General features: G+C 68.9%; 26 protein-coding genes and 1 pseudogene. 24 read left to right on the forward strand and 3 right to left on the reverse strand.

The window, feature by feature from the left end:
• Positions 1-147 precede the first annotated feature (147 nt).
• The 20 genes from JHN45_RS33895 (at position 148) to JHN45_RS33990 (ending at position 20,368) form a co-directional block, all read left to right on the forward strand.
• The gene (locus JHN45_RS33895) at positions 148-2,958 is read left to right on the forward strand and encodes a S8 family serine peptidase (RefSeq protein ID WP_201052908.1); all 2,811 of its coding nucleotides are present in this window, start codon (positions 148-150) and stop codon (positions 2,956-2,958) included.
• Between the two features lie 267 nt (positions 2,959-3,225).
• Positions 3,226-4,368 carry an LCP family protein gene (locus JHN45_RS33900; protein WP_200710994.1) on the forward strand — a complete coding sequence of 381 codons (1,143 nt, stop codon included), beginning with the start codon at positions 3,226-3,228 and terminating at the stop codon, positions 4,366-4,368.
• 193 nt (positions 4,369-4,561) lie between these two features.
• On the forward strand, positions 4,562-4,786 hold the full coding sequence (rpmE, locus tag JHN45_RS33905) for a 50S ribosomal protein L31 (protein WP_019060712.1): 225 nt from the start codon (positions 4,562-4,564) through the stop codon (positions 4,784-4,786).
• A gap of 108 nt (positions 4,787-4,894) precedes the next feature.
• Positions 4,895-5,971: a peptide chain release factor 1 gene (gene prfA / locus JHN45_RS33910; RefSeq protein ID WP_019073184.1), complete on the forward strand. Its 1,077-nt coding sequence runs from the start codon at positions 4,895-4,897 to the stop codon at positions 5,969-5,971.
• Between the two features lie 55 nt (positions 5,972-6,026).
• Positions 6,027-6,872, forward strand: coding sequence for a peptide chain release factor N(5)-glutamine methyltransferase (prmC, locus tag JHN45_RS33915; RefSeq protein WP_019073183.1), 846 nt, complete (start codon positions 6,027-6,029; stop codon positions 6,870-6,872).
• A gap of 59 nt (positions 6,873-6,931) precedes the next feature.
• A complete protein-coding gene (locus tag JHN45_RS33920) occupies positions 6,932-7,579 on the forward strand; it encodes an L-threonylcarbamoyladenylate synthase (protein ID WP_200710995.1) in 648 nt (215 codons plus the stop codon).
• Positions 7,576-8,244 (forward strand): protein-tyrosine-phosphatase, encoded by a 669-nt coding sequence (locus JHN45_RS33925; protein ID WP_200710996.1) that lies wholly within the window; start codon positions 7,576-7,578, stop codon positions 8,242-8,244. Before JHN45_RS33920 ends, JHN45_RS33925 begins: the two co-directional genes overlap by 4 nt.
• 159 nt (positions 8,245-8,403) lie before the next feature.
• A complete protein-coding gene (gene glyA, locus JHN45_RS33930) occupies positions 8,404-9,642 on the forward strand; it encodes a serine hydroxymethyltransferase (protein WP_201052910.1) in 1,239 nt (412 codons plus the stop codon).
• A gap of 54 nt (positions 9,643-9,696) precedes the next feature.
• Positions 9,697-10,209, forward strand: coding sequence for a hypothetical protein (locus JHN45_RS33935; protein WP_200710997.1), 513 nt, complete (start codon positions 9,697-9,699; stop codon positions 10,207-10,209).
• 196 nt (positions 10,210-10,405) lie between these two features.
• Positions 10,406-11,725, forward strand: a complete 1,320-nt coding sequence (locus tag JHN45_RS33940) for an MraY family glycosyltransferase (RefSeq protein WP_200710998.1) — start codon at positions 10,406-10,408, stop codon at positions 11,723-11,725.
• Positions 11,726-12,031: 306 nt separating this feature from the next.
• Entirely contained in the window at positions 12,032-12,445 is a 414-nt protein-coding gene (locus JHN45_RS33945; RefSeq protein ID WP_200710999.1) for a hypothetical protein, read from the forward strand.
• A 210-nt stretch (positions 12,446-12,655) separates the two neighbouring features.
• Positions 12,656-13,492: a F0F1 ATP synthase subunit A gene (gene atpB / locus JHN45_RS33950; protein ID WP_200711013.1), complete on the forward strand. Its 837-nt coding sequence runs from the start codon at positions 12,656-12,658 to the stop codon at positions 13,490-13,492.
• A 75-nt stretch (positions 13,493-13,567) separates the two neighbouring features.
• Positions 13,568-13,804, forward strand: coding sequence for a F0F1 ATP synthase subunit C (locus JHN45_RS33955; RefSeq protein ID WP_093629141.1), 237 nt, complete (start codon positions 13,568-13,570; stop codon positions 13,802-13,804).
• 43 nt (positions 13,805-13,847) lie between these two features.
• Positions 13,848-14,390 carry a F0F1 ATP synthase subunit B gene (locus tag JHN45_RS33960; RefSeq protein WP_093629142.1) on the forward strand — a complete coding sequence of 181 codons (543 nt, stop codon included), beginning with the start codon at positions 13,848-13,850 and terminating at the stop codon, positions 14,388-14,390.
• On the forward strand, positions 14,387-15,202 hold the full coding sequence (locus tag JHN45_RS33965) for a F0F1 ATP synthase subunit delta (protein ID WP_201052915.1): 816 nt from the start codon (positions 14,387-14,389) through the stop codon (positions 15,200-15,202). The genes JHN45_RS33960 and JHN45_RS33965 overlap by 4 nt, the downstream gene beginning before the upstream one ends.
• 130 nt (positions 15,203-15,332) lie before the next feature.
• Positions 15,333-16,922 (forward strand): F0F1 ATP synthase subunit alpha, encoded by a 1,590-nt coding sequence (atpA, locus tag JHN45_RS33970; RefSeq protein WP_033285405.1) that lies wholly within the window; start codon positions 15,333-15,335, stop codon positions 16,920-16,922.
• A 20-nt stretch (positions 16,923-16,942) separates the two neighbouring features.
• The gene (locus tag JHN45_RS33975; RefSeq protein WP_200679776.1) at positions 16,943-17,860 is read left to right on the forward strand and encodes a F0F1 ATP synthase subunit gamma; all 918 of its coding nucleotides are present in this window, start codon (positions 16,943-16,945) and stop codon (positions 17,858-17,860) included.
• Positions 17,860-19,296: a F0F1 ATP synthase subunit beta gene (gene atpD, locus JHN45_RS33980; RefSeq protein WP_200711001.1), complete on the forward strand. Its 1,437-nt coding sequence runs from the start codon at positions 17,860-17,862 to the stop codon at positions 19,294-19,296. The genes JHN45_RS33975 and atpD overlap by 1 nt, the downstream gene beginning before the upstream one ends.
• Positions 19,297-19,406: 110 nt before the next feature.
• A complete protein-coding gene (locus JHN45_RS33985) occupies positions 19,407-19,781 on the forward strand; it encodes a F0F1 ATP synthase subunit epsilon (protein ID WP_019073171.1) in 375 nt (124 codons plus the stop codon).
• Between the two features lie 140 nt (positions 19,782-19,921).
• A complete protein-coding gene (locus JHN45_RS33990; protein WP_200711002.1) occupies positions 19,922-20,368 on the forward strand; it encodes a DUF2550 domain-containing protein in 447 nt (148 codons plus the stop codon).
• A 29-nt stretch (positions 20,369-20,397) separates the two neighbouring features.
• Here the strand turns inward: JHN45_RS33990 and JHN45_RS33995 are convergent, their stop codons facing one another.
• Both JHN45_RS33995 and JHN45_RS53405 read right to left on the reverse strand, forming a co-directional pair.
• The gene (locus JHN45_RS33995; RefSeq protein WP_200711003.1) at positions 20,398-22,224 is read right to left on the reverse strand and encodes a glycoside hydrolase family 18 chitinase; all 1,827 of its coding nucleotides are present in this window, start codon (positions 22,222-22,224) and stop codon (positions 20,398-20,400) included.
• Positions 22,225-22,350: 126 nt separating this feature from the next.
• Positions 22,351-22,938, reverse strand: coding sequence for a LuxR C-terminal-related transcriptional regulator (locus JHN45_RS53405; protein ID WP_307783271.1), 588 nt, complete (start codon positions 22,936-22,938; stop codon positions 22,351-22,353).
• 200 nt (positions 22,939-23,138) lie between these two features.
• Between JHN45_RS53405 and JHN45_RS34010 the strand changes: the two genes are divergently transcribed.
• A complete protein-coding gene (locus tag JHN45_RS34010) occupies positions 23,139-23,336 on the forward strand; it encodes a hypothetical protein (protein ID WP_201052916.1) in 198 nt (65 codons plus the stop codon).
• An 81-nt stretch (positions 23,337-23,417) separates the two neighbouring features.
• Here JHN45_RS34010 and JHN45_RS34015 read toward each other — a convergent pair whose 3' ends face one another.
• The gene (locus JHN45_RS34015; RefSeq protein WP_201052917.1) at positions 23,418-23,990 is read right to left on the reverse strand and encodes a cob(I)yrinic acid a,c-diamide adenosyltransferase; all 573 of its coding nucleotides are present in this window, start codon (positions 23,988-23,990) and stop codon (positions 23,418-23,420) included.
• Between the two features lie 194 nt (positions 23,991-24,184).
• On the opposite strand from JHN45_RS34015, the gene JHN45_RS34020 reads away from it, so the two are divergent.
• From JHN45_RS34020 to JHN45_RS34030, 3 genes and pseudogenes are all read left to right on the forward strand, one after another.
• Complete coding sequence (locus tag JHN45_RS34020; RefSeq protein ID WP_200711007.1) at positions 24,185-25,033, forward strand: 3-hydroxyacyl-CoA dehydrogenase family protein; 849 nt, start codon at positions 24,185-24,187, stop codon at positions 25,031-25,033.
• A gap of 145 nt (positions 25,034-25,178) precedes the next feature.
• Positions 25,179-25,502: an STAS domain-containing protein gene (locus JHN45_RS34025; RefSeq protein WP_043683078.1), complete on the forward strand. Its 324-nt coding sequence runs from the start codon at positions 25,179-25,181 to the stop codon at positions 25,500-25,502.
• A 232-nt stretch (positions 25,503-25,734) separates the two neighbouring features.
• Positions 25,735-26,553, forward strand: a pseudogene (locus JHN45_RS34030) (ATP-binding protein); the annotation flags it as partial.

Below are 26,553 nucleotides of genomic sequence, written 5' to 3' on the forward strand. Positions count from 1 at the left end.
TCCGCGGCACCGCTCTCCGACGGATCACGCCTGCGAGCGCCCTGGCCGGACGGCGAACCCTTTCGCCGTCCGGCCCCTTCACGCTCGGCTCCTTCCCCGCACCTACGCCACAGGGCTCAGTCCTGCCCGCTTCCCACGGGAGCTTCAGTGAGAAAACCCCTCTGGACCACGGTCGTCACGGTGGTGCTGGCCATGACGCTCGGCGCCGGGCCGGCCCAGGCCGCGGCGCCGCACAGTGCCGCCGCCGCGGCCGCGACGACCGGCGACCCGGTCGATCCGCCGCTGTACGACGCGGCGTCGGGCGGCAGTGTCGTCCGCGTCAACGTCGTCACCCAGAACCGCACCGACCTGTCCGCCGCGGCGTCGGCCGGTGAGACCGTGCAGTCGTTCGCGACCATGCCGGTCGTCACCCTCAAGGTCGACCGGAGCGGGCTGGACCGGCTGTCCGCCCTGCCGGGCGTGGTGAGCGTCACCGAAGACGTCGCGGTCCCGCCGTCGCTGGACGAGAGCATCCCCATCATCGGCGCCGACCAGGCCTCCGCCGCGGGTATGACCGGGGCGGGCAGTGTGGTGGCCGTCCTGGACACCGGGGTCGCGACCCACCACCCGTTCCTCAAGGACCGGGTCATCTCCGAGGCGTGCTTCTCGCCGATCGACCCCGATCTGACCGCCACCAGCCTGTGCCCGGACGGGACCGACCACCAGGAGGGGACGGGCACGGCCGACTCCGGGACGGGCCCGTGCACGGCCATCGCCGACTGCGACCACGGAACCCACGTGGCGGGCATCGTCGCCGGCAACGGCGAGGGCATCACCGGAGCCCCGAAGCGCGGTGTCGCCCCCGGTGCGAACATCATCGCCCTCCAGGTGTTCAGCAAGTTCACCTCCGAGGACATCTGCGGCCCCGGCGCCGCACCGTGCGTGCTCAGTTTCACCAGCGCCCAGCTGTCCGCCCTGGAGAAGGTGCTGCAGCTGCGCCAGTCCGGGACACCTGTGGTGGCCGCGAACCTGAGCCTGGGCGCCGGCCGGTACGCCACAGCCTGCGACGGCGACGCGCGCAAGCCGGCCATCGACAACCTGCTCGCCGCCGGAGTCGCCACCGTGGTCGCGGCAGGCAACAACGGATACGCCGACGCGGTGAGCGCCCCCGGCTGTGTCGCCTCCGCGATCACGGTCGGCGCCACCACCGACGACGACCAACTGTCCGCGTTCACCAACCGCGGCCCGCTGCTGGACCTCCTCGCCCCCGGTACCAGCATCGTCTCCTCGGTTCCCGGCGACGGATACGCCTCGAAGAACGGCACCTCCATGGCCGCGCCGCACGTGGCCGGCGCTCTCGCGATCCTGCGGCAGGCGTTCCCCGACGACAGCATCGCGAGCCTGGAGTCACGGCTGAAGACCGGCGGGCGGACCATCAGCTACACGGGCGCCGCCACGCCCCGCATCGACGTCGCCCAGGCGCTCGGCGCGACCGTCCAGCCGCTCGCCGCAGGCAACGACTTCAACTGCGACGAGAGAGAGGACCTCGCCGTCGCCGACCCCGAGGCGACCGTCGGCGGTGACGCCAAGGCCGGCCTCCTGCGCGTCGTCTACGGCGGTGGCAGGGGCACGGCCGAGCTGAACCAGGACCTTGCCTCGGTACCCGGTGACGCCGAACCGAACGACTACTTCGGCGACTCCCTCGCCACCGTCGACTACGACAAGGACGGCTGCACCGACCTGGTCGTCGGCACGCCCCGCGAGGACGTCGGCAGCGCGACGGACGCCGGCACCGTGGACGTTCTCTACGGGGCCTCGGGCGGCCTCGGTACCGGCAGGGCGGCACTCCACCTCGAACAGGGCACCGGCGCGGAGGGCATCCTCGCCGCGGCCTCGGAATCCGGGGACCGTATGGGCGCCGCCGTCGCCGCCGGCCGCACGCTCGACCAGGAGCCGTACCTGGTCATCGGTGTTCCCGGTGAGGACATCGACGGCAAGGCGGACACCGGGGCCGTCTTCTACCTGCGCGGCACCGTCAACCGGACGCTGATCCAGGGGAGTTCGGGGGTGGCGGGCACGCTGGAGGCGGGCGACAAGTTCGGGTCCTCCGTGACCGCGAGCCCCGAGTACGTCGCGGTCGGCATACCGGGCGAGGGCCTCGTGGCCTTCCCGGGCCCGAACGCGACCGAAGTGACAGCGGGTCAGGTCGACGTGATGTCCCACGAACTGAACAGCAGCGGTGTCCCGGCCCACGTGGGATCCGTCGACGAGGTCAGCCCGGCCGTGAGCGGTGACGCCGAGGCGGGGGACCAGTTCGGCGCGTCGGTCTCGGCCACCCAGGCTCTCTTCGTGCAGGGTTTCCCGTGGCCCAGGCGAGCCACGTACATCGCCATCGGTGTACCGGGGGAGGACATCACCTACGGGGGAGCGGTCAAGGCCGACGCGGGACGTGCCGTCGTGGTCAGGGTCGAGAAGATCGCCTCTCCGGTGATCTCGGAGATCAACAGCGGCTACGACCAGGGACCCGACGACATCACCGGAGCGCCCGAGGCCGGTGACCGCATGGGCGCCCAGGTGTCCGTCGTCAACCGGGACCCGGGGACGACAGCGACCGACGCCGGCCTGGTGATGGCTGTCGGCCTGCCGGGCGAGGACATCGGCACGGTCGTCGACGCGGGCGCCGTGGAGGTCTTCGGTCTGCGCAGCGCACCGGGTGTCACCGACCGGTGGATCGAGGCCGGCAACGCCTCCGGCATGCCGGGATCACCGGCCACGTCGCAGAGCGCCGGCACCAGTCTGTACGGCACACAGGCCAACCTCTACATCGGTATGCCCTACGGCCCGGGCGCCTACGGCTCCCTGTACGCGATGCCCTGGGCGAACGTGACCGGAGGCACCGCACAGGCGGTCACCACCTATGCACCGGGCACAGGCGGCCTCCCGGCAGCCGGGCTGCGGTTCGGCCTGGCCGCCCGATGAGCGACGGCGAGATCTTCGGCACAGCGAAGTGACCGGGCACCGGTTTCCGGCAGGACGACCTCTTCGGCTGAAATCGCAGGTGAGCGGGGCATAACCCGCTGACGCGACTACGCAGAGTGTCCATCGCCGTACGCGATGGGCACTCTGCGTTGTGCAACCCTTTGTCGAGTTTCCCCGTCTGACCAGGCGGACGAAAATGGAGCGGTACTGACCGCGCCCGACCCTGAAAGCAGGGGGTAACCGACCGGACGAGAGACCGAGGAGCCCATGTCCGCCGAGAGCACGCCGGAGCCCGGTATACCGGGCCAGGACGGCAACAGCGGCCCGCGCCACCGCGCCAAGGGCCGCAAGCAGAAGAACCGCAGTCCGCGCCGCAAGGCCCTGATGATCACGGCCTGGGTCGCGGGAGGCGTCCTGGTGCTGGGCGGCACCGGCGCCGGGTACGTGTACTTCAAGCTCAACGGCAACATCAAGAGCGTCGACATCAACCAGGCCCTCGGCACCGACCGGCCGGTCAAGGTCGACAACGGCTCCGAGAACATCCTCGTCCTGGGCTCCGACTCCCGCTCCGGCACCAACAAGAAGCTGGGCGGCGGCACGGACGACGGCAGCGCCCGCTCCGACACCGCGATGATCATCCACGTCTACAAGGGCCACAAGAAGGCCAGCGTGGTGTCCATCCCGCGCGACACCCTCGTCGACCGCCCCGAGTGCACCGACACCAAGGGCGTCACGCACGACGCGGCCTCCGGCGTGATGTTCAACGAGGCGTACTCGACCGGCGGCGCCGCCTGCACGGTGAAGACCGTCGAGTCCATCTCCGGTCTGCGCATGGACCACTACCTCGAAGTCGACTTCGCGGGCTTCGAGAAGCTCATCAACGAGCTCGGTGGCGTCCAGATCACCACCACCAAGGACATCAAGGACACGAAGAGCCACCTGGACCTCAAGGCCGGCAAGCACACGCTCAACGGCTCGCAGGCCCTCGGTCTGGTCCGCACCCGGCACGGCGTCGGCGACGGCTCCGACCTCGGCCGCATCCAGCTCCAGCAGGCGTTCATCAAGGCCCTGGTCAACCAGGTCAAGCACGTCGGCCTCCTGACCAGCCCGACCAAGCTCTTCGACCTCGCCAACACCGCCACGCAGGCCGTCACCACCGACTCCGACCTCGGCTCGGTGAACTCCCTCACGTCCTTCGCCAACGGCCTCAAGGGCATCAGCTCCGCCAACATGACCATGGTCACGATGCCGGTCGAGTACGACCCGGCCAACCCGAACCGGGTGATCGTGGAGAAGGCGAAGGCGCAGCTGGTCTGGAACGCCTTGAAGAACGACCAGCCGATCCCGGCGGCGGCCTCCAAGGGCACGGCAACAGGCGAAGCCAAGGGCGTGGTGACCAGCGCCCCGTAGGGGCGCGGGGCTGTGTCGATTCGCGGCTTCGCCGCGGGGCGCGACCAGCCACAGAGGACCCGCAGGGAATAGATCACCTAGGCCCCCGGTTTGGGAGGTTGGCTCCAGTCCTGGCAGACTGGACAGTCGGCCCCGGTTCACGCCCCGCGAACCCGCAGAGCGACCCGGCGCCCTCCCGAACCTAGGAGACACCTTGAAGCGCGAGATCCACCCCGAGTACGTCGAGACCCAGGTCAGCTGCACCTGTGGCGCGTCGTTCACCACCCGCAGCACGATCACGAGCGGCAACATCCGCGCCGAGGTCTGCTCCGAGTGCCACCCGTTCTACACGGGCAAGCAGAAGATCCTCGACACCGGTGGCCGCGTGGCCCGCTTCGAGGCCCGCTTCGGCAAGGCTGCTGCCGGCTCCACGAAGTAGCGAGCTTCAATTTCGCCGGTCCACGGCCACGCCCCTCCACCGGCGTGCCGGGACCGGCGTTTTTGGTCGCCCGCCTTCCCTTTCTTCACCGCATTTCAGGAGCCCAAGATGTTCGAGGCTGTCGAGGACCTCATCGGCGAGCACGCCGACCTTGAGAAGAAGCTCGCCGACCCGTCGGTCCACGCCGACCAGGCCAACGCGCGCAAGCTGAACAAGCGCTACGCCGAGCTCACCCCGATCGTCGCCACGTACCGCTCCTGGAAGCAGACCGGCGACGACATCGAGACCGCGCGTGAACTCGGCGCCGACGACCCGGAGTTCGCGGCCGAGGTCAAGGAGCTGGAGAAGCACCGGGACGAGATCACGGAGAAGCTGCGGCTGCTGCTGGTGCCGCGTGACCCCAACGACGACAAGGACGTGATCCTCGAGGTCAAGGCGGGCGCGGGCGGCGACGAGTCCGCCCTGTTCGCCGGTGACCTGCTGCGCATGTACCTGCGGTACGCGGAGCGCGTCGGCTGGAAGACCGAGATCATCGACGCCACCGAGTCCGAGCTGGGCGGCTACAAGGACGTCCAGGTCGCCGTGAAGACCAAGGGCGGCAACGGCGCGACCGAGCCCGGCCAGGGCGTGTGGGCCCGCCTGAAGTACGAGGGCGGGGTGCACCGCGTGCAGCGCGTGCCCGCGACCGAGTCCGCGGGCCGTATCCACACTTCGGCGGCCGGTGTCCTCGTCACCCCCGAGGCGGAGGAGGTCGACGTCGAGATCAACCCGAACGACCTCCGCATCGACGTGTACCGCTCCTCGGGCCCCGGCGGCCAGTCCGTCAACACGACCGACTCCGCGGTGCGCATCACCCACATTCCCACCGGAGTCGTCGCCTCCTGCCAGAACGAGAAGAGCCAGCTGCAGAACAAGGAGCAGGCGATGCGTATCCTGCGCTCCAGGCTGCTCGCCGCGGCACAGGAGGAGGCGGAGAAGAACGCCGCCGACGCCCGCCGCAGCCAGGTCCGCACGGTCGACCGCTCCGAGAAGATCCGTACGTACAACTTCCCGGAGAACCGCATCTCGGACCACCGCGTCGGATTCAAGGCGTACAACCTTGACCAGGTCCTGGACGGCGACCTCGACGCGATGATCCAGGCTTGCGTCGACGCGGACTCGGCCGCCAAGCTCGCGGCGGCGTAACACCACGGCACGCACGGCACGTTGGGCACGGACGAGTACGACACGGAGGACTTGCGTGAACCTGCTGCTAGCAGAGGTGGCCCAGGCCACCCAGCGGCTGGCCGACGCCGGCGTGCCCTCGCCGCGCAACGACGCGGAGGAGCTCGCCGCGTTCGTGCACGGTGTGAAGCGGGGCGAGCTGCACTCCGTGAAGGACGTGGACTTCGACGCCCGCTACTGGGAGACCATCGCCCGTCGCGAGCAGCGTGAGCCGCTCCAGCACATCACCGGCCGCGCCTTCTTCCGCTACCTGGAACTCCAGGTCGGGCCAGGGGTGTTCGTGCCGCGCCCCGAGACCGAGTCGGTCGTCGGCTGGGCCATAGACGCGGTCCGCGCGATGGACGTCGTGGAGCCGCTGATCGTGGACCTCTGCACCGGATCCGGCGCCATCGCGCTCGCCCTCGCGCAGGAGGTCCCGCGCTCCCGGGTGCACGCCGTGGAGCTGTCCGAGGACGCCCTGCAGTGGACCCGCAAGAACATGGAGGGGTCGCGGGTCGACCTGCGGCAGGGCAACGCCCTGGACGCCTTCCCCGACCTCGACGGCCATGTCGACCTGGTCATCTCCAACCCGCCGTACATCCCGCTCACGGAGTGGGAGTACGTCGCTCCCGAGGCCCGCGACTACGACCCCGAACTCGCCCTGTTCTCGGGGGAGGACGGCCTCGACCTGATCCGTGGCATCGAACGCACCGCACACCGGCTTCTGCGTCCCGGCGGTGTCGTCGTCATCGAGCACGCCGACACCCAGGGCGGCCAGGTGCCGTGGATCTTCACCGAGGAACGTGGCTGGGCCGACGCGGCCGACCACCCCGATCTCAACAACCGCCCGCGCTTCGCGACCGCCCGCAGGGCGACTCCGTGATCGGCGACCACGGCTCAACAACCGCTTACGTACACGTGATTGAGCAGGAGGCCCGTTAGATGGCACGGCGATACGACACCAATGACGCGACCGACCGCACGACGGGTCTGCGCGAGGCCGCGTCCGCCGTCCGCCGGGGCGAACTCGTGGTCCTGCCGACCGACACGGTCTACGGCATCGGGGCCGACGCGTTCTCCTCGGAGGCCGTCGCCGATCTCCTGGACGCCAAGGGCCGGGGCCGCAACATGCCCACGCCCGTCCTCATCGGCTCCCCGAACACCCTGCACGGCCTCGTCACGGACTTCTCCGAGCTGGCCTGGGAACTCGTCGACGCGTTCTGGCCGGGCGCCCTCACGCTGGTCGCCAAGCACCAGCCGTCCCTGCAGTGGGACCTGGGGGACACCAGGGGCACGGTCGCCATCCGTATGCCGCTGCACCCCGTCGCCATCGAGCTGTTGACGGAGGTCGGCCCGATGGCGGTCTCCTCCGCGAACCTCACGGGCCACCCCGCGCCGGAGGACTGCGACGCCGCGCAGCAGATGCTCGGCGACTCGGTCTCCGTGTACCTCGACGGCGGTCCGACGCCCGGCAACGTGCCGTCGTCGATCGTCGACGTCACGCGCGAGGTGCCGCTGCTGCTGCGGGCCGGTGCGATCTCGGCCGAGGAGCTGCGGAAGGTCGTCCCCGACCTCGAGGTGGCGAATTGACAGCCCCTGACGCGGGGCGTGGCATAGGCAACGGGGAAGTGACGGGGACCTTCGGGCTCCCCATGGACAGCTTCCGCATCCTCCACGTCAGCACCGGCAACGTGTGCCGCTCGCCGATCACCGAGCGGCTGACCCGCCATGCCCTGGCGGACCGGCTCGGCGACCCGCTGTGGGGCGGGCTCATCGTGGAGAGCGCCGGCACGTGGGGCCATGAGGGCGCGCCCATGGAGACCAACGCGGCGACGGTCCTCACCGACTTCGGCGCCGACCCCTCCGGGTTCACCGGCCGCGAGCTGCTCGACGACCACGTGATCCGCGCCGACCTGGTCCTGACCGCGACCCGGGACCACCGTCAGCAGGTCATCTCCATGGGCCACTCCGCGGGCCTGCGCACCTTCACCCTGAAGGAGTTCACCCGCCTGGTGAAGGCGATCGACCCGGCCACCCTCCCACCCCTGGAGGACGGCATGGTGGCCCGCGCCCGCGCCCTGGTCCGCGCGGCAGCGGCCCTCCGGGGCTGGCTCCTGGCCCCCACGGCAGAGGCCGACGAGGTCTTCGACCCCTACGGCGCCCCCCTCCCGTTCTTCCGCTCCATCGGGGACGAGATAAACCAGGCGATCGATCCTGTGGTCACGGCGTTGACGGGGGTCTCCGCGCGGACGTGAGTCCGGCGGTCGTGGCTTTCGCGGGTGCGCCCACGCGGACTTGATCCGGTGGTCACCGCGTTCACGGGTGTGCCCGTGAAGACCTGACAACGGTCGCGCGTCCCACCCGTCCCGGGCCTACATTGGACGTACGTCACCGTCGACGGCTCGGAGTCCACCATGTCGGTCATCCCTGTCCTTGAGGCCGATGTCCTGCGTCGGCAGGACCCCGAGCTGGCCGAGATCCTGCTCGGGGAGCTGACCCGGCAGTCGACGACGCTCCAGCTGATCGCCGCCGAGAACTTCACCTCGCCCGCCGTGCTGGCCGCTCTCGGCTCCCCGCTCGCCAACAAGTACGCCGAGGGCTACCCCGGCGCCCGCCACCACGGCGGCTGCGAGATCGTCGACGTCGCCGAGCGCGTCGCCGTGGACCGCGCGAAGGCGCTGTTCGGCGCCGAGCACGCCAACGTGCAGTCCCACTCCGGGTCTTCGGCCGTCCTCGCCGCCTACGCGGCCCTGCTGCGCCCCGGTGACACCGTCCTCGCGCTGGGGCTGCCGTACGGCGGGCATCTCACCCACGGGTCGCCCGCGAACTTCTCCGGGCGGTGGTTCGACTTCGTGGGGTACGGCGTGGACGCCGAGACCGGGCTCATCGACTACGACCAGGTGCGCGCCCTCGCCCGTACGCACCGCCCCAAGGCGATCGTGTGCGGCTCGATCGCCTACCCCCGCCACATCGACTACGCCCTCTTCCGCGAGGTCGCCGACGAGGTGGGCGCCTATCTCATCGCGGACGCGGCCCACCCCATCGGCCTGGTCGCGGGGGGAGCGGCGCCGAACCCGGTGCCGTACGCCGATGTCGTCTGTGCCACCACGCACAAGGTGCTGCGCGGGCCGCGCGGCGGGATGCTGCTGTGCGGGAGCGAGCTGGCCGAGCGGGTGGACCGGGCCGTCTTTCCGTTCACGCAGGGCGGTGCGCAGATGAACACCATCGCGGCGAAGGCCGTCGCGTTCGGCGAGGCGGCGACGCCGGCCTTCACGGCGTACGCCCATCAGGTGGTCGCCAACGCCCGGGTGCTCGCGGCCGGACTGGCGGCGGAGGGACTGGTCGTCACGACGGGCGGCACCGATACCCACCTCATCACCGTCGACCCGTTGCCCCTCGGCGTCGACGGGCGCGTCGCCCGCGGTCAACTCGCCGCCGCGGGACTGGTGTTGGACTGCTGCGCGCTGCCGCACGGAGACTCCCGCGGACTGCGGCTGGGTACGGCCGCGGTGACCACGCAGGGGATGGGCGAGGGCGAGATGGCGGGCATCGCCGCGCTCCTCGCGGGCGTACTGCGCGGCGACGTCGACGCCAAGCGGGCACGCCACGAAGTGCGGGAGCTGGTCGGCGCCTTCGCGCCGTATCCCGGGTGAGAGTCCGATGAAAATCTGTTGTTGACCGTGTGTTGTCAACTCTATGGTCGCCCGGTGAAGAAAAGACATCTCGCGGCTCCGGTAGCGACGGCCCTGGTCCTCCTCGGTCTCTCCGCGCCGTCCGCCCAGGCGGCCACGGTGAAGTGCAACAGCTCCCCGTCCAAGCGGGTGGCGCTGCCCAACAAGTCCGACCTCGACCTCGACGTCAGTCTCTGTGTCTTCCGCACCGCCGACAACCTGACCTATGCCGACGTGCAGATCAGCTGGTCGGCGGCCACGCTCACGGGCGCGGTCGGCAGGAAGTTCGACGGGTTCACGGTCAACGCCCGCCTGGAGTACCGCTTCACCACGGGTGGCAACGACTACATCAACAAGTCCCACACCTGTGACTACACGGCGTCGGCCAACTCCACGTGGGCGGCCACCGCGACCTGCAAGACCCCCACCACCCCCTGGGACGGCGACCTGTACTGGTCGGCCGACGGCCAGGTGCAGTGGGACATCGACGGGGACGGCAAGAGCTGGCAGGACCCCTGGCAGCTGACCGGTTCGCCGCTGCTCAGCTAGAAGCCGTGGTCCCGGGCACGTCCGGTCCGTCGCGTACATCCGGTCAAACGGGGTAGGCGCCACACTGGACGTGCCCTGCTGCGACCGGCCCACAGCCACACGTGCAACCATCTGCTCTACCCGGAAGTCCCCAACCATATGCGTCCCTCGCTAGGGTGTGGGGCTGTGATGGCCAGCGAGACCTGTGGGGAAGCCTGTGCGTGAATACCTGCTGACGCTCTGCGTGACGGCCGCGGTGACGTATCTGCTGACCGGGCCGGTGCGGAAGTTCGCGATCGTGGCCGGGGCGATGCCGGAGATCAGGGCCCGTGACGTGCACCGGGAACCCACTCCGCGGCTCGGCGGTATCGCCATGTTCTTCGGCCTGTGCGCCGGTCTGCTGGTCGCCGACCATCTGACCAACCTCAGCGAGGTCTTCCAGAACTCGAACGAGCCGCGGGCGCTGCTCTCCGGCGCCGCCCTGATCTGGCTGATCGGTGTCCTGGACGACAAGTTCGAGATCGACGCCCTGATCAAGCTGGGCGGCCAGATGATCGCCGCCGGCGTGATGGTCATGCAGGGTCTGACGATCCTGTGGCTGCCCATCCCGGGCGTCGGCAACGTGGCGCTGACCCAGTGGCAGGGCACCCTGCTCACGGTCGCCCTGGTCGTCATCACGATCAACGCGGTCAACTTCGTCGACGGCCTCGACGGCCTCGCCTCCGGCATGGTCTGCATCGCCGCCGCCGCGTTCTTCCTGTACGCCTACCGCATCTGGTACTCGTACGGCATCGAGGCCGCCGCCCCCGCCACGCTCTTCTCGGCGATCCTGATGGGCATGTGCATCGGCTTCCTGCCGCACAACATGCACCCCGCGCGGATCTTCATGGGCGACTCCGGCTCGATGCTGATCGGCCTGGTGCTGTCGGCGGGTGCGATCTCCATCACGGGACAGGTCGACCCGGACGCGCTGCAGCTGTTCCTGCACTCGGAGAAGGCGGCCGTGCACTCGACGGTGCCGGTCTACATCCCGCTGCTGCTGCCGCTGACGATCATCGCGGTGCCGGCCGCCGACCTGGTGCTGGCGATCGTGCGCCGCACCTGGCGCGGCCAGTCGCCGTTTGCCGCGGACCGCGGCCATCTGCACCACCGGCTCCTGGAGATCGGCCACTCGCACAGCCGGGCGGTGCTGATCATGTACTTCTGGTCGGCGCTGATCGCGTTCGGCGCACTCGGCTACTCGGTCAACTCGGCCTCGATGTGGATCGTCCTCGGCATCGTCTTCCTGAGCGCGATCGGTCTGGTGCTGCTTCTGCTGCCGCGCTTCACCCCGCGTGCCCCGCGTTGGGCCGAGCACCTGGTGCCGCCGCGTTATCGCCGTCGCAGGGCGGCAGTTGACCCTGTGCTGGTACTGGCGGAGGAGGACCGCGATCCGCGTCCGCCGGTAGTCGCCGGAGTGTCAGGAGTCAACGGGGCGACCGCTGTCGGCCCCCGTTCGCGGCTCCTGGACGGACGTAAAGCGGAGTCCTCGCGCTGACGCTCGGGCTGACGCCAAGGTAAGAATCTGACTAAAGCGTTGCCATCTCGTGGGCAGACAAAGCCTCCCCATACCAGACAAGTTGGCCGCTATTTTGCACAGACGCGCACTGTCACTCTCATGTGTGACAGCAAGCACACCTTCTAGGTAAAGACCGCATCAAATAGTTTGTGATACGGTTCACGAGAACCCGGGACAGAGCCGAAGGACCCTAGTGCGACGGTCCATTGGCGTGAGGTTCTCTCTCATCCCGGGACTACGCTCGTCCATGACGACACGCCCCCCTTAGCAAGCGGAGTTGCCGCCATGCCGTCCAATGACGCCCGGATTCTCCTTCAGGCCGCTGTGCCCACAGCTGCCGTCGGCGCGATTGCCGCCGTCGTCAGTGGTGTGGTCGCCGGCGGCAAAGGAGCTATTGGGGCAGCCGTTGCGACGCTGATCGTGATCCTCTTCATGGGAATCGGGCTCTACGTTCTGCAGCGCACTGCCAAATCGCTTCCGCACCTGTTCCAGGCGATGGGCCTCATGCTCTTCGCGGCGCAGATTCTGCTGCTGTTCGTCTTCCTCGCCGCGTTCAAGCACACCACGCTGTTCAATCCCAAGGCCTTCGCGTTCACCCTGCTCGCGGGAACCATCATCTGGGTCATCGCGCAGACTCGTGCCCACATGAAGGCCAAAATCCTCTACGTCGAGCCCGAGAAGTCGGGGCACTCGTCGTGAGAGGTAGGGCCGGGATAAGAGCACGTAAGCGACCCTGCTATCGTCCGGTGCCAACTGCGGCATCGCGGGCGCGGGCATCTGAGCTGACGCCTGCTCAATCGCGAGGCTCGATGCCCCACTGCCGCCCCCACATCCGTTACACCAGTCCAGTGCCGAACCGCGGCTGTGCGCCGCGCCGACACAACGAGGTTGCCGTACCTATGCGCCACGCTGAAGGAGCCCGCGGTGAGTGCTGACCCGACGCAGGTGCTCGCCTTCGAGACCGACTGCCACATCTTCGACGGCTGTGGCTTCCCGGCTCCCGGCCTGCACTCGTTCCTGTTCAAGCCCCTTCTGGGGGACGGCGACAGCAACGTGTACTTCAACAAGCCGATGCTGCTGGCGCTGATCGGCTCGGTCATCGTTGTCGGCTTCTTCTGGGCCGCCTTCCGCAAGCCGAAGGTCGTCCCCGGCAAGCTGCAGATGGTCGCCGAGACCGGTTATGACTTCATCCGCCGCGGTGTCGTCTACGAGACCATCGGAAAGAAGGAAGGCGAGAAGTACGTACCGCTGGTCGTCTCGCTCTTCTTCTTCATCTGGATGATGAACCTCTGGTCGATCGTTCCGGTCGCCCAGTTCCCGGTGACCTCGATCATCGCGTATCCGATTGTCCTCGCGGCGATCGTCTACATCACCTGGGTCTCGCTGACGTTCAAGAGGCACGGATTCGTCGGCGCCTTCAAGAACTTCTCGGGCTACGACAAGTCGCTCGGCGCGGTCCTCCCGCTGGCGATGGGTATCGAGCTGCTCTCGAACCTGATCGTCCGGCCGTTCACGCACGCCGTGCGACTCTTCGCGAACATGTTCGCGGGCCACACCCTGCTGCTGCTCTTCACGATCGCCAGCTGGTACCTGCTCAACGGCATCGGGATCGCCTACGCGGGTGTCTCGTTCGTCATGGTCATCGTGATGACGGCCTTCGAGCTCTTCATCCAGGCCCTGCAGGCGTATGTCTTCGTGCTGCTGACCTGCACCTTCATCCAGGGCGCGCTCGCCGAGCACCACTGAGCACCGTCCTCCAGAACCCCCTTAAGCGTCCGGTGGCCAACCCCCGCCGGTCCGTACAGATAAGGAAGAATCAGCATGGCTGCCATTGAGACCCTCGCCGCCGTCGGCGGTTCGCTCGGCTCCATCGGCTACGGCCTTGCCGCCATCGGTCCCGGCGTCGGCGTCGGCATCATCTTCGGCAACGGCACCCAGGCTCTCGCCCGTCAGCCCGAAGCTGCCGGCCTGATCCGCGCCAACCAGATCCTCGGCTTCGCCTTCTGTGAGGCCCTTGCCCTCATCGGTCTGGTCATGCCGTTCGTCTACGGCACCTGATCGACCGCGATCAGCGACAGCCCACTAGACGAAAGGCACTGACATGAGCCAGCTGCTCATTCTGGCGGCCGAGAAGGAAAACCCTCTCGTCCCGCCGATCCCCGAGCTTGTCATCGGCCTGATCGCCTTCGTCATCGTCTTCGGCTTCCTCGCCAAGAAGCTCCTCCCGAACATCAACAAGGTTCTGGACGAGCGCCGCGAGGCCATCGAGGGCGGTATCGAGAAGGCCGAGGCCGCCCAGACCGAGGCCCAGAGCGTGCTCGAGCAGTACAAGGCTCAGCTCGCCGAGGCCCGGCACGAGGCCGCGCGCCTGCGCCAGGAGGCACAGGAGCAGGGCGCCACGCTCATCGCCGAGATGCGCGCGGAAGGCCAGCGGCAGCGCGAGGAGATCGTCGCCGCCGGTCACACGCAGATCGAGGCAGACCGCAAGGCCGCTTCGCAGGCACTGCGCCAGGACGTCGGCAAGCTCGCCACCGACCTGGCCGGCAAGCTCGTCGGCGAGTCCCTCGAGGACCACGCCCGGCAGAGCCGCGTCATCGACCGTTTCCTCGATGAGCTCGAGGAGAAGGCCGAGGCCGCGCGATGAACGGAGCGAGCCGCGAGGCCCTGGCAGCCGCACGCGAGCGTCTCGACGCGCTCACGGACTCCACGTCCGTGAACGCGACGCAGCTCGCCGACGAACTGGCCGCCGTCACCGCGCTGCTCGGCCGTGAGGTGTCGTTGCGTCGGGTCCTCACCGACCCGGCGCAGGACGGCGAGGCGAAGGCCGCGCTGGCGGAGCGCCTGCTCGGCGCCCAGGTCGGCGGCCCCGCCCTCGACCTGCTGTCCGGCATGGTGCGCTCCCGCTGGTCGCAGTCCCGCGACCTGGTGGACGCGCTGGAGGAACTGGCGGCCACCGCCGACCTCACCGCCGCCCAGCAGGCGGGCCAGCTCGACGACGTCGAGGACGAAGTGTTCCGGTTCGGCCGGATCGTCGCCTCGGACACCGGGCTGCGTGCCGCGCTGACCAACCGCGCGGCGGGCACCGCGGCCAAGAGCGAGCTGCTGAGCAGCCTGCTCGGCGGCCGGGCCAAGCCGGCCACCGAACGACTGGTGACGCGCCTTGTGACCACGCCCCGGGGACGTAGCCTGGAAGCGGGACTCGAATCCCTGTCCAAGCTCGCCGCCGAGCGCCGCAGTCGCCTGGTCGCGGTCGTCACGACGGCGGTCCCGCTGAGCGACCCGCAGAAGCAGCGCCTGGGCGCCGCCCTCGCGAAGCTCTACGGCCGTCACATGCACCTGAACATCGACGTGGACCCCGAGGTCCTCGGCGGTATCCGGGTGCAGGTCGGCGACGAGATCATCAACGGCTCCATCGCGGACCGCCTCGATGACGCCACCCGCCGCATGGCGAGCTAGCACCACCACAACAAAGACGTAGTAAGGCGGCCCGAGTTGGGCCGTGCAGAGGATTCACCTCGTTCAGGGGGGAGTCCCCCCATCCCCCCAAGTGAAACTTCGGGCCCAACAAGGAGAGCAGGGAACCCAGATGGCGGAGCTCACGATCCGGCCGGAGGAGATCCGGGACGCGCTGGAGAACTTCGTCCAGTCGTACAAGCCGGACGCGGCCTCGCGCGAGGAGGTCGGTACGGTCACCCTTGCCGGCGACGGCATCGCGAAGGTCGAGGGCCTGCCCTCGGCCATGGCCAACGAACTGCTGAAGTTCGAGGACGGCACCCTCGGTCTCGCGCTCAACCTCGAAGAGCGTGAGATCGGTACCGTCATCCTCGGTGAGTTCAGCGGTGTCGAGGAGGGCCAGCCGGTCACCCGTACCGGCGAGGTTCTGTCCGTCGCCGTCGGCGAGGGCTACCTCGGCCGTGTCGTCGACCCGCTCGGCAACCCGATCGACGGCCTCGGCGAGATCGAGACCACCGGCCGCCGCGCCCTGGAGCTGCAGGCCCCGGGCGTCATGGTCCGCAAGTCGGTGCACGAGCCGATGGAGACCGGCTACAAGGCCGTCGACGCGATGACCCCGATCGGCCGTGGCCAGCGTCAGCTGATCATCGGCGACCGCCAGACGGGCAAGACCGCCCTGGCCGTCGACACGATCATCAACCAGCGCGACAACTGGCGCTCGGGCGACGTGAACAAGCAGGTCCGCTGCATCTACGTCGCCATCGGTCAGAAGGGCTCCACCATCGCCTCCGTGCGTGGTGCGCTCGAGGAGGCCGGCGCGCTGGAGTACACGACCATCGTCGCCGCCCCGGCGTCCGACCCGGCCGGCTTCAAGTACCTCGCCCCGTACACCGGTTCGGCCATCGGCCAGCACTGGATGTACGACGGCAAGCACGTCCTCATCATCTTCGACGACCTCTCCAAGCAGGCCGACGCCTACCGCGCCGTGTCCCTGCTGCTGCGCCGTCCGCCGGGCCGCGAGGCCTACCCGGGTGACGTCTTCTACCTGCACTCCCGTCTGCTGGAGCGCTGCGCGAAGCTCTCCGACGAGATGGGCAAGGGCTCGATGACCGGTCTGCCGATCGTCGAGACCAAGGCCAACGACGTCTCGGCGTTCATCCCGACCAACGTCATCTCCATCACCGACGGCCAGTGCTTCCTGGAGTCGGACCTCTTCAACGCCGGTCAGCGCCCCGCGCTGAACGTCGGTATCTCCGTCTCCCGAGTCGGTGGTTCCGCGCAGCACAAGGCGATGAAGCAGGTCTCCGGCCGACTGCGCCTCGACCTCGCCCAGTACCGCGAGCTGGAGGCGTTCGCCGCCTTCGGTTCCGACCTGGACGCCGCGTCGAAGGCCCAGCTGGAGCGCGGTCAGCGTCTGGTCGAGCTGCTCAAGCAGCCGCAGTACCAGCCGATGCCCACCGAGGACCAGGTCGTCTCCGTGTGGTCCGCGACCACCGGCAAGATGGACGACGTACCGGTCGAGGACATCCGCCGCTTCGAGAAGGAGCTCCTGGAGTACCTGCACCGCAAGGAGCAGGGCCTCATGACCTCCATCAAGGAGGGCGGCAAGATGTCGGACGACACCCTCACCGCCGCCGCGGACGCGATCACCGAGTTCAAGAAGCAGTTCGAGACCTCGGACGGCAAGCTCCTCGGCGAGGACGCCCCGGCCGCGGCCAAGTGACGTAGGAAGGGACCTGACTCATGGGAGCCCAGCTCCGGGTCTACAAGCGTCGCATCCGATCCGTCACCGCGACCAAGAAGATCACCAAGGCGATGGAGATGATCGCCGCCTCGCGCGTCGTCAAGGCGCACCGCAAGGTGCAGGCCTCGACGCCGTACGCGAAGGAACTGACGCGCGCGGTCACGGCGGTCGGTACGGGTTCCAACACCCGGCACCCGCTGACCACCGAGGCCGAGACGCCGACCCGTTCCGCTGTGCTGCTCCTCACGAGCGACCGCGGTCTGGCCGGCGCCTTCAACTCCAACGCCATCAAGGCCGCGGAGCAGCTGACCGCACGTCTCGAGGCCGAGGGCAAGGAGGTCGACACGTACATCGTCGGCCGCCGCGGTGTCGCCCACTACAACTTCCGTGAGCGCAAGATCGCGGAGCAGTGGACCGGCTTCACCGACCAGCCCGAGTACGCGGACGCGAAGAAGGTCGCGGGTCCGCTCATCGAGGCCATCGAGAAGGACACGGCGGAGGGCGGCGTGGACGAACTCCACATCGTCTACACCGAGTTCGTCTCGATGATGACGCAGACGCCGATCGACAGCCGGCTGCTGCCCCTCAGCCTCGAAGAGGTCGCGGAGGAGGCTGCCCCCCAGGGCGAGATCCTTCCGCTGTACGACTTCGAGCCGTCGGCGGAGGACGTCCTGGACGCCCTTCTGCCGCGGTACGTCGAGAGCCGTATCTACAACGCGCTGCTCCAGTCGGCCGCTTCCAAGCACGCCGCCACCCGCCGCGCGATGAAGTCGGCGACCGACAACGCGGGAGACCTGATCACCACGCTCTCCCGTCTTGCCAACGCGGCCCGCCAGGCCGAAATCACCCAGGAAATCAGCGAGATCGTCGGTGGCTCCGCAGCCCTGGCCGACGCGACCGCGGGGAGTGACAAGTAATGACGACGACAGTTGAGACGGCCGTTGCCACGGGCCGCGTCGCCCGGGTCATCGGCCCGGTCGTCGACGTGGAGTTCCCCGTCGACGCGATGCCGGAGATCTACAACGCTCTGCACGTCGAGGTGGCCGACCCGGCCCTGGACGGCGCGAAGAAGACGCTGACCCTGGAGGTCGCCCAGCACCTGGGTGACGGCCTGGTCCGCACCATCTCGATGCAGCCCACCGACGGTCTGGTCCGCCAGGCCCCGGTCACCGACACCGGCGACGGCATCACCGTCCCGGTCGGCGACTTCACCAAGGGCAAGGTGTTCAACACCCTCGGTGAGGTGCTGAACAGCGACGAGGAGTACACGGGCGAGCGCTGGTCCATCCACCGCAAGGCCCCGCGCTTCGACGAGCTCGAGTCGAAGACCGAGATGTTCGAGACCGGCGTCAAGGTCATCGACCTGCTCACCCCGTACGTCAAGGGCGGCAAGATCGGCCTGTTCGGCGGTGCCGGCGTCGGCAAGACGGTGCTCATCCAGGAGATGATCTACCGCGTCGCCAACAACCACGACGGTGTCTCCGTGTTCGCCGGTGTCGGCGAGCGCACCCGTGAGGGCAACGACCTCATCGAGGAGATGGCCGACTCGGGCGTCATCGACAAGACGGCGCTTGTCTTCGGTCAGATGGACGAGCCCCCGGGCACCCGTCTGCGCGTGGCGCTGGCCGGTCTGACCATGGCGGAGTACTTCCGCGATGTGCAGAACCAGGACGTGCTGTTCTTCATCGACAACATCTTCCGCTTCACGCAGGCCGGTTCCGAGGTCTCGACCCTGCTCGGCCGGATGCCCTCCGCGGTGGGCTACCAGCCGAACCTGGCCGACGAGATGGGTCTCCTCCAGGAGCGCATCACCTCGACCCGCGGTCACTCGATCACCTCGATGCAGGCGATCTACGTCCCCGCGGACGACCTGACCGACCCGGCCCCGGCCACCACCTTCGCCCACCTCGACGCGACGACGGTTCTCTCCCGTCCGATCTCCGAGAAGGGCATCTACCCGGCCGTGGACCCGCTGGACTCCACGTCCCGCATCCTGGACCCCCGCTACATCGCGGCGGACCACTACAACACCGCGATGCGCGTCAAGACGGTCCTGCAGAAGTACAAGGACCTTCAGGACATCATCGCGATCCTCGGTATCGACGAGCTGGGCGAGGAGGACAAGCTCACCGTCCACCGTGCCCGTCGCGTGGAGCGCTTCCTGTCCCAGAACACCCACGTCGCCAAGCAGTTCACCGGCGTCGACGGGTCGGACGTCCCGCTGGACGAGTCGATCGTGGCCTTCAACTCGATCATCGACGGCGAGTACGACCACTTCCCGGAGCAGGCGTTCTTCCTCTGCGGTGGTATCGAGGACCTGAAGGCGAACGCGAAGGAGCTGGGCGTCTCCTGACCCCGTGCTTCACCTGAGGGGGTGGGGCGTGTCCCACCCCCTCTTTCACGCCCACTAGAATCAAACCCACACCCGGCACAACCGCCGGGTGGTGACCCGAGGAGCCCACCTTGGCTGCTGAGCTGCATGTCGAGCTCGTCGCCGCGGACCGCCAGGTCTGGTCCGGCGAGGCCACCCTGGTCGTCGCGCGCACCACGTCCGGCGACATCGGCGTCATGCCCGGTCACCAGCCGCTGCTCGGTGTGCTGGAGTCGGGCCCGGTGACCATTCGTACGAGCGACGGCGGCACGGTCGTCGCCGCGGTGCACGGCGGTTTCATCTCGTTCGCGGACAACAAGCTGTCGCTGCTCGCCGAGATCGCCGAGCTGTCGGACGAGATCGACGTCCAGCGCGTGGAGCGCGAGCTGGAGCAGGCGAAGGCGGCGGGCGATGCCTCCGCCGAGCGCGCCGCGGACGTCCGACTGCGTGCGGCGGCGACCAACTGAGACCTGGCGCACCACGCGATGACGTGACTCAGCCGCGGCTGGGACCGGAGGAATCCGGACCCAGCCGCGGCTGAGGCGAATGTGGGTGTTTTTTCCGTTCCGTTACCTGTTTTGCCTAGGAGACGAGGAGGTCGGTGTCGATGGTCCTCGCTCTGACTGTGTGCGGAATTGTTGTCGCCCTTGTGGTGGTGGGTCTGTTCGTCTTCGGCCTGCGCCGCAGACTCATCCAGCGCTCCGGCGGCACCTTCGACTGTTCGCTCCGCTGGGACGTCCCCGAGAAACCCGACACCAACGGCAAGGGCTGGAGCTACGGCGTCGCCCGCTACAACGGCGACCGCATCGAGTGGTACCGCGTCTTCTCCTACGCCTACCGCCCGCGCCGCACCCTGGAACGCTCGGCGATCGAGGTGGCCGGCCGCCGTCTCCCCGAGGGCGAGGAGGAGCTGGCGCTGCTCTCCGACGCGATCGTCCTGACCTGTCTGCACCGGGGCACACGGCTCGAACTCGCCATGAGCGAAGACGCGTTGACCGGTTTTCTCGCGTGGCTGGAAGCAGCCCCGCCCGGTCAACGCGTCAACGTCGCCTAGCTCTTATTGCCTCGTTGCGGGTAACTCGCTTACGCGAGCCCGTTGTTGATGGCGGTCACCAGCTCACCGTTGCTGGTGTCGCCGCTGAAGTCCCAGAAGAACGCGCCGCCCAGACCCTGGGTCTTGGCCCAGCTCATCTTTCCGGCGATCGTGCTCGGGGTGTCGTAGGACCACCAGTTGGTGCCGCAGTGGGCGTATGCCGTGCCCGCGATGGTGCCGGTGACCGGGCAGGACGTCTTGAGGACCTTGTAGTCCTCGATGCCCTGTTCGTAGGTGCCGGGTGCCGGGCCGGTGGCCGTGCCGCCCGGGGCGTCCTGGGTGACGCCGGTCCAGCCTCTGCCGTAGAAGCCGATGCCGATGAGCAGCTTGCTCGCGGCCACGCCCTTCGACTTGAACTTGGCGATCGCGTCGGCCGTCGTGAAGCCGGGCGTCGGGATGCCGGTGTAGGTGGTGAGCGGGGAGTGCGGGGCGGTGGGGCCGGTCGCGTTGAAGGCGCCGAAGAAGTCGTACGTCATCACGTTGTACCAGTCGACGTACTGGGCCGCGCCCGCGTAGTCGGCGGCGTCGATCTTGCCGCCGGAGGTGCCGTCCGCCGTGGTGGCGGCGGTGACCAGGTTGCTGGTGCCGAACTTGGCGCGCAGGGCCTGCATCAGGTTCTTGTACGCCGCCGCGCCGCTGGTGTCGCAGCTCAGGCCGCAGGCGTTCGGGTACTCCCAGTCGATGTCGATGCCGTCGAAGACGTCGGCCCAGCGCGGGTCCTCGACCAGGCTGTAGCAGGAGTTGGCGAACGCGGTCGGGTTGGCCGCCGCCTGCGCGAAGCCGCCGGACCAGGTCCAGCCGCCGAAGGACCAGAGGATCTTGATGTTCGGGTACTTGGCCTTCAGCTCGCGCAGCTGGTTGAAGTTGCCGGCGAGCGGCTGGTCCCAGGTGTCGGCGACACCGCTGACCGACTGGTCGGCGGTGAACGTCTTCTGGTAGTCGGCGTAGGCGTCACCGATCGCGCACTGCCCGTTCGTCACGTTGCCGAACGCGTAGTTGATGTGCGTGATCTTCGCCGCCGAGCCCGAGGTCACCAGGTTCTTGACCTGGTAGTTGCGGGTGTAGGTGCCCCACTCGGTGAGGTAGCCGAGCTTGACCTTGCTGCCGGTGGTCGGGGGAGTGGTCGTACCGCCCGTGGTGTGCACGGCGACCGCGCCGCTGACCGGTCCGGTCTGGTCGGCGGTGTCGCGGGCCTGCACGGTGTACGAGTAGTCGGTGCCGGCGGTCAGGCCGGTGTTCGTGTACGACGTGGTCGTCACCGTGGCGACCTTGGTGCCGTCGCGCAGGACGTCGTAGTTCTTGATGCCCTTGTCGTCGGTGGCGGCCGACCAGGAGAGGTTCACCGAGGTGTCGGTGATCCCGGAGGCGGTGGGGGTGCCGGGTGCGGAGGGGGCCGCGTCACCGGGGACCGTGGTGCCGCCGTCACAACTGCCGCCGTTCAGCAGACAGTTGGTGGGTGTGCCGGAGCCGGCTCCGTTGAAGCCGAAGGAGACGGAGGCGCCGGCGGCGATGGTGCCGTTGTAGGACTTGTTCTTCGCGGTCCAGTGGTTGCCGGAGCTGGTGACGTCCGCGTCCCAGGCCGAGGTGACGGACGTGCCGGAGGGGAAGTCCCACTCGACCGTCCATGAACTGATGGCGCTGGTACCGGTGTTCTTGACGGTCCACTGACCGCCGAAGCCGGTGCCCCAGTCGCTGGACTTGGTGAAGGTGGCGGTCGCGGTCGAGGCGGCCTCGGCGGGGGCCGCCAGACCGACGAGCGCGGCGAGCGGAAGCAGCAGGGTCGCGAACCCGGCAACTGCTCTGGTTCTGAAGCGCATTGAGCGCCTCCTCAGGGGTGTCGGGGGTGACACGGGCGCGACTGAGCCTTCGCGCCCACGGTGCCGTGAGAATAGAAAGGTCTGGACCACGGGTCAATAGGTCTGGACCACTTCGGCGCCGGTGTGCTAAACCCCCAACTCCTGCGCCAGTACGGCCGCTTGGACCCTGCTGCGCAGCCCCAGCTTGGCCGGCAACCGGCTGACGTGCGTCTTCGCCGTCGCCTCGGCCATGTCGAGCCGGTCCGCGATCCCCGCGTTGGACATTCCCCCACCGGGGCACGACAACACCTCGCGCTCGCGCCGGGTGAGGGTGTCGAGAACGGCCGGATCGGTCCCCGGGAGGGGCGCGATCAGACCCTCGCCGCCCGCCACCGTCCGTACGGCGGCCAGGAGTTCGGCCGCCTCGGCGTTCTTGAACGCGTTGGTGAACGACTCCTGGACGATGCGGTACGCGGCGAGTTCAACCGGTGCCGGGACACTGCCGTGGGCGGAGTCGAGGGAGAGCGCGGCCGGGCAGTGAACGGCGATCGCGGACAGGTGGTCGGCGACCATGTCGTGCAACTCCCGTGCCGTCCGGGCGCGTTCGGCGCCGACAGCTTGGCTGCGGTCCATCTCGGCGAGCAGCGCGGTCTGTTCGGCCCGCGGCCGTTCGGCGACAGCGGTGTCCCGGTGGTTGCGCACCACCCGGCCGGTCGCGGCGGGAGCGCACGACACCGCCGACCACCGTGAGCAGCCCGGTGATTCAGGGGATACGGCGGGCTCCGTCCAACAGGGCCCCGGGCGCCCGGCGTGCTTCCGGAGGATGGTCCGGGCGTACGTCGAAGGATGCAGCGGAGACTGGGAGAAGGGACAACTCCGCATCCGTATCCTTCCCCGAGGCCCGGGACGACCTGACGCGGCTCCTCGACCGTGCGGTGGTCATCACCCGCGACGGCACCGCGGTGGCCGCGATCGTGCCCATGGAGGAGTGCAACGAGCTGGAGGCGGCGGTGGACGAACTGCTTGCGCGGAAGGCCCTGCGGACGCTCGCCGAGGAGGGCGACACACCGCGCGCCACCCTCGTGGACGTGCTCGCGGACCTCTTCGGCACGTCCGCGCCGGAGGTGACATGAACGAGGCCGTCGACCGGACGACGGCGCCGCGCCGGGCGATCTACCGGCGACTCCGACCGACCCGCGTAGCGGCGCCGCCGGTCAGCGTTCCCCGCCCGGGACCCACAGCACGTCCCCGACGTCCTTGTTGGCCGTGCGCGCGAGGATGAACAGCAGGTCCGACAGCCGGTTGAGGTAGGTCGCGGTGAGTGGGTTCATCACCTCGGCGTGGGCTTCCAGCGCCGTCCACGTCGAGCGCTCGGCCCGTCGTACGACCGTGCAGGCCTGGTGGAGGAGGGCCGCGCCCGGGGTGCCGCCCGGGAGGATGAAGGAACGGAGCTTCTCCAGCCGCTCGTTGAAGTGGTCGCAGTCCGCCTCCAGCTTGTCGATGTAGAACTGCTCGACGCGGAGGGGCGGGAACTCGGGCTTCTCGACCACCGGTGTGGAGAGATCGGCGCCCACGTCGAAGAGGTCGTTCTGGACGCGGGTGAGGACCTTGACGATGTCCTCCTCCAGACCGCCGAGGGCGATGGCCGTGCCGATCGCCGCGTTCGCCTCGTTGGCGTCGGCGTACGCCGAGATCCGGACGTCCGTCTTGGCGACCCGGCTCATGTCCCCGAGGGCGGTCGTGCCCTGGTCGCCGGTCCTGGTGTAGATGCGCGTCAGATTGACCATACGGCCAGCGTAGTCAGGCCCGGGCGGTGCTCAACTACGCCGTACGGGCGGTCGTATGACCCGCGCCGGTGTGATGTCCGTCAGATGAGACGTGACGCGCGTTACTTACCGGTCACACAGCGCCGCCACTTCGCTAGTGTCCGCCGAGAGGCATACGGATACACGCTGTAAGCGTTTCAAAGGGGAGTCGCACAGTGGCACGGAAGCTTGCCGTCATCGGCGCCGGACTCATGGGTTCCGGTATCGCCCAGGTCTCCGCGCAGGCGGGCTGGGACGTCGTCCTGCGCGATGTCACCGACGAAGCCCTCAAGCGTGGTACCGACGGCATCAAGGCCTCGTACGACAAGTTCGTGAGCAAGGGGAAGTTGGAGGCGCACGACGCCGACGAGGCGCTCGGGCGGATCACCGCGACCACCGATCTCGACGCGGTCGGCGACGCGGACATCGTCGTCGAGGCCGTGTTCGAGAAGCTCGAAGTCAAGCACGAGATCTTCCGCGCGCTGGACAAGATCGCCCGTGAGGACGCCGTCCTCGCCTCCAACACCTCCGCCATCCCGATCACGAAGATCGCGGCCGTGACGGAGCGTCCGGAGCGCGTCGTGGGCACGCACTTCTTCTCGCCGGTCCCGATGATGCAGCTGTGCGAACTCGTGCGCGGCTACAAGACGAGCGACGAAACCCTCGCCACCGCGCGGGAGTTCGCCGAATCCGTCGGCAAGACCTGCATCGTCGTCAACCGTGACGTGGCCGGCTTCGTGACGACCCGTCTCATCTCGGCGCTCGTCGTCGAGGCGGCGAAGCTGTACGAGTCGGGCGTCGCCACCGCCGAGGACATCGACCTCGCCTGCAAGCTGGGCTTCGGTCACGCGATGGGCCCACTGGCCACCGCGGACCTCACCGGCGTCGACATCCTGCTGCACGCGACCAGCAACATCTACACCGAGTCACAGGACGAGAAGTTCGCCCCGCCGGAGCTGATGCGCCGAATGGTGGACGCCGGTGACATCGGCCGCAAGAGCGGGCAGGGCTTCTACAAGCACTGAAACCGCACACGCCCCTGCGGCATCACACCCAGGGGTGAATTCGGTATCGGTTCGCTCACAGACGGCAACCTCCCGGCACCTAACGCAGTCAGAGGTTGCATCACCTACATCACGGAGTACGCCACCGCACTCACGGGGAGCGCATATGTACATCAGGGGCGACCACGTCGAGCTGGTCGTCGGGGGCCGCCTCGACGTCCGCAGCGCGGCGGACGCCCGTACGGTCCTGCACTCGGCGGTCGACGACGGAGTCGGCGATCTGGTGCTCGACCTGTCCGAGCTCGACTCCTGGGACGCCACCGGCCTCGGCGTCATCATGGGAGCCCATCGACGGGCCGGCCGCTGCGGCCGGCGCCTGGTGCTGCGCGACGTACCGCCGCAGATGCAGCGCCTGCTCGTGGCCACCCGGCTGCACCGCATCCTCGCCATCGAGGGCGGGATCGGGGTGGAGTCGCTTCCCAGGGTCTGACCCCAGGGTGCGACGTCCGCCGGGCACAATCCTCATGAGACTGTGACGTCTCGGACGGCGCGGTACCCCGGGCTGTCGTAGATACTGTGCGAAGGTTTAGGGTTCGGTCGCCCGCTGTGTGACAACCCTTCGAGCGGGCCCGGACCAGAAGCGACAGCGCGGTGTGCAGCAAGGCCGGGAGGGGCCTGGGTCCTGTCGACCCGCACACGACGCTTTTGGGGGGCTTGGACCTATGGACCCGATCAACCGGGAACCCGAGGAGTACGGCCAGGACGGCGACGACACGTCGTCGCGCCAGCGCCCGCCCCGGGAACCGCTCACACCCGACTTCGGCCAGCACTCACCGGCGCTCGCCCGCACCGTGCAGCTGGTCAGCGGTGACTTCCTGCTCACCGTCAATCCCGTCGACGGCAGCGAGATCGAGGCCTGCCCGCCCGGCCAGCGGCCCGGCCGGCCCGCCAAACTCACCGCCGCCGAGCGCGCCGAGGCCGCCCGCGCGGCCAAACCGCCCGTCCCGCCCGGCCTGAACCGGCCCGCACTCCCGCTCCTGGAACGCCAGGAGGAGCGCGAGCGGCTCGTACGGCTGCTCGCCCGCGGCCGTTCCGTACGCCTCACCGGCCCCTCGGGCTCGGGCCGCAGCAGCCTCCTCGACCTCGTCGCCGAGGACTGCCTCGACCTCGCCTCGTCCGCGAGATCGGCGCGGTCGTCGTCCTCGACGACATCGAGTTCGGCGGCGCCGCCCTGGAGGAACTCCTCGACGCGACCCCCGAGTGCGCTTTCCTGGTCGCCGCGACCCCCGAGATCCCCGCACCGGCCGCCGACTCCGTCATCGAGGAGGTCTTCCTCGGCGGCCTCCAGCGGGCCGGCGCCGTGGAGGTCCTGGAACACGCCGTGGGCCGCGTCCTCACCGAGGAGGAGGCGAACTGGGCGGGCGATCTCTACTTCGAGTCCGAGGGCCTCCCCCTGCGCTTCGTCCAGGCCGGCGCCCTGCTCCGGCAGCGCGACGAACTGCGCCTCGGCCCCAGCGTGGTGGAGGAGTTCGGCGTCTTCC

This window comes from Streptomyces sp. MBT53 (assembly GCF_016654115.1).
Taxonomy (GTDB): Bacteria; Actinomycetota; Actinomycetes; order Streptomycetales; family Streptomycetaceae; genus Streptomyces.

Bases quoted from the DNA above. Each gene is read 5' to 3' on its own strand.
- JHN45_RS33900 (WP_200710994.1), top strand. From the start codon at position 3,226: ATGTCCGCCGAGAGCACGCCGGAGCCCGGTATACCGGGCCAGGACGGC.
- prfA (WP_019073184.1), top strand. From the start codon at position 4,895: ATGTTCGAGGCTGTCGAGGACCTCATCGGCGAGCACGCCGACCTTGAG.
- JHN45_RS33920 (WP_200710995.1), top strand. From the start codon at position 6,932: ATGGCACGGCGATACGACACCAATGACGCGACCGACCGCACGACGGGT.
- glyA (WP_201052910.1), top strand. From the start codon at position 8,404: ATGTCGGTCATCCCTGTCCTTGAGGCCGATGTCCTGCGTCGGCAGGAC.
- JHN45_RS33945 (WP_200710999.1), top strand. From the start codon at position 12,032: ATGCCGTCCAATGACGCCCGGATTCTCCTTCAGGCCGCTGTGCCCACA.
- JHN45_RS33955 (WP_093629141.1), top strand. From the start codon at position 13,568: ATGGCTGCCATTGAGACCCTCGCCGCCGTCGGCGGTTCGCTCGGCTCC.
- JHN45_RS33960 (WP_093629142.1), top strand. From the start codon at position 13,848: ATGAGCCAGCTGCTCATTCTGGCGGCCGAGAAGGAAAACCCTCTCGTC.
- JHN45_RS33965 (WP_201052915.1), top strand. From the start codon at position 14,387: ATGAACGGAGCGAGCCGCGAGGCCCTGGCAGCCGCACGCGAGCGTCTC.
- atpA (WP_033285405.1), top strand. From the start codon at position 15,333: ATGGCGGAGCTCACGATCCGGCCGGAGGAGATCCGGGACGCGCTGGAG.
- JHN45_RS33975 (WP_200679776.1), top strand. From the start codon at position 16,943: ATGGGAGCCCAGCTCCGGGTCTACAAGCGTCGCATCCGATCCGTCACC.
- atpD (WP_200711001.1), top strand. From the start codon at position 17,860: ATGACGACGACAGTTGAGACGGCCGTTGCCACGGGCCGCGTCGCCCGG.
- JHN45_RS33990 (WP_200711002.1), top strand. From the start codon at position 19,922: ATGGTCCTCGCTCTGACTGTGTGCGGAATTGTTGTCGCCCTTGTGGTG.
- JHN45_RS33995 (WP_200711003.1), bottom strand. From the start codon at position 22,224: ATGCGCTTCAGAACCAGAGCAGTTGCCGGGTTCGCGACCCTGCTGCTT.
- JHN45_RS34015 (WP_201052917.1), bottom strand. From the start codon at position 23,990: ATGGTCAATCTGACGCGCATCTACACCAGGACCGGCGACCAGGGCACG.
- JHN45_RS34025 (WP_043683078.1), top strand. From the start codon at position 25,179: ATGTACATCAGGGGCGACCACGTCGAGCTGGTCGTCGGGGGCCGCCTC.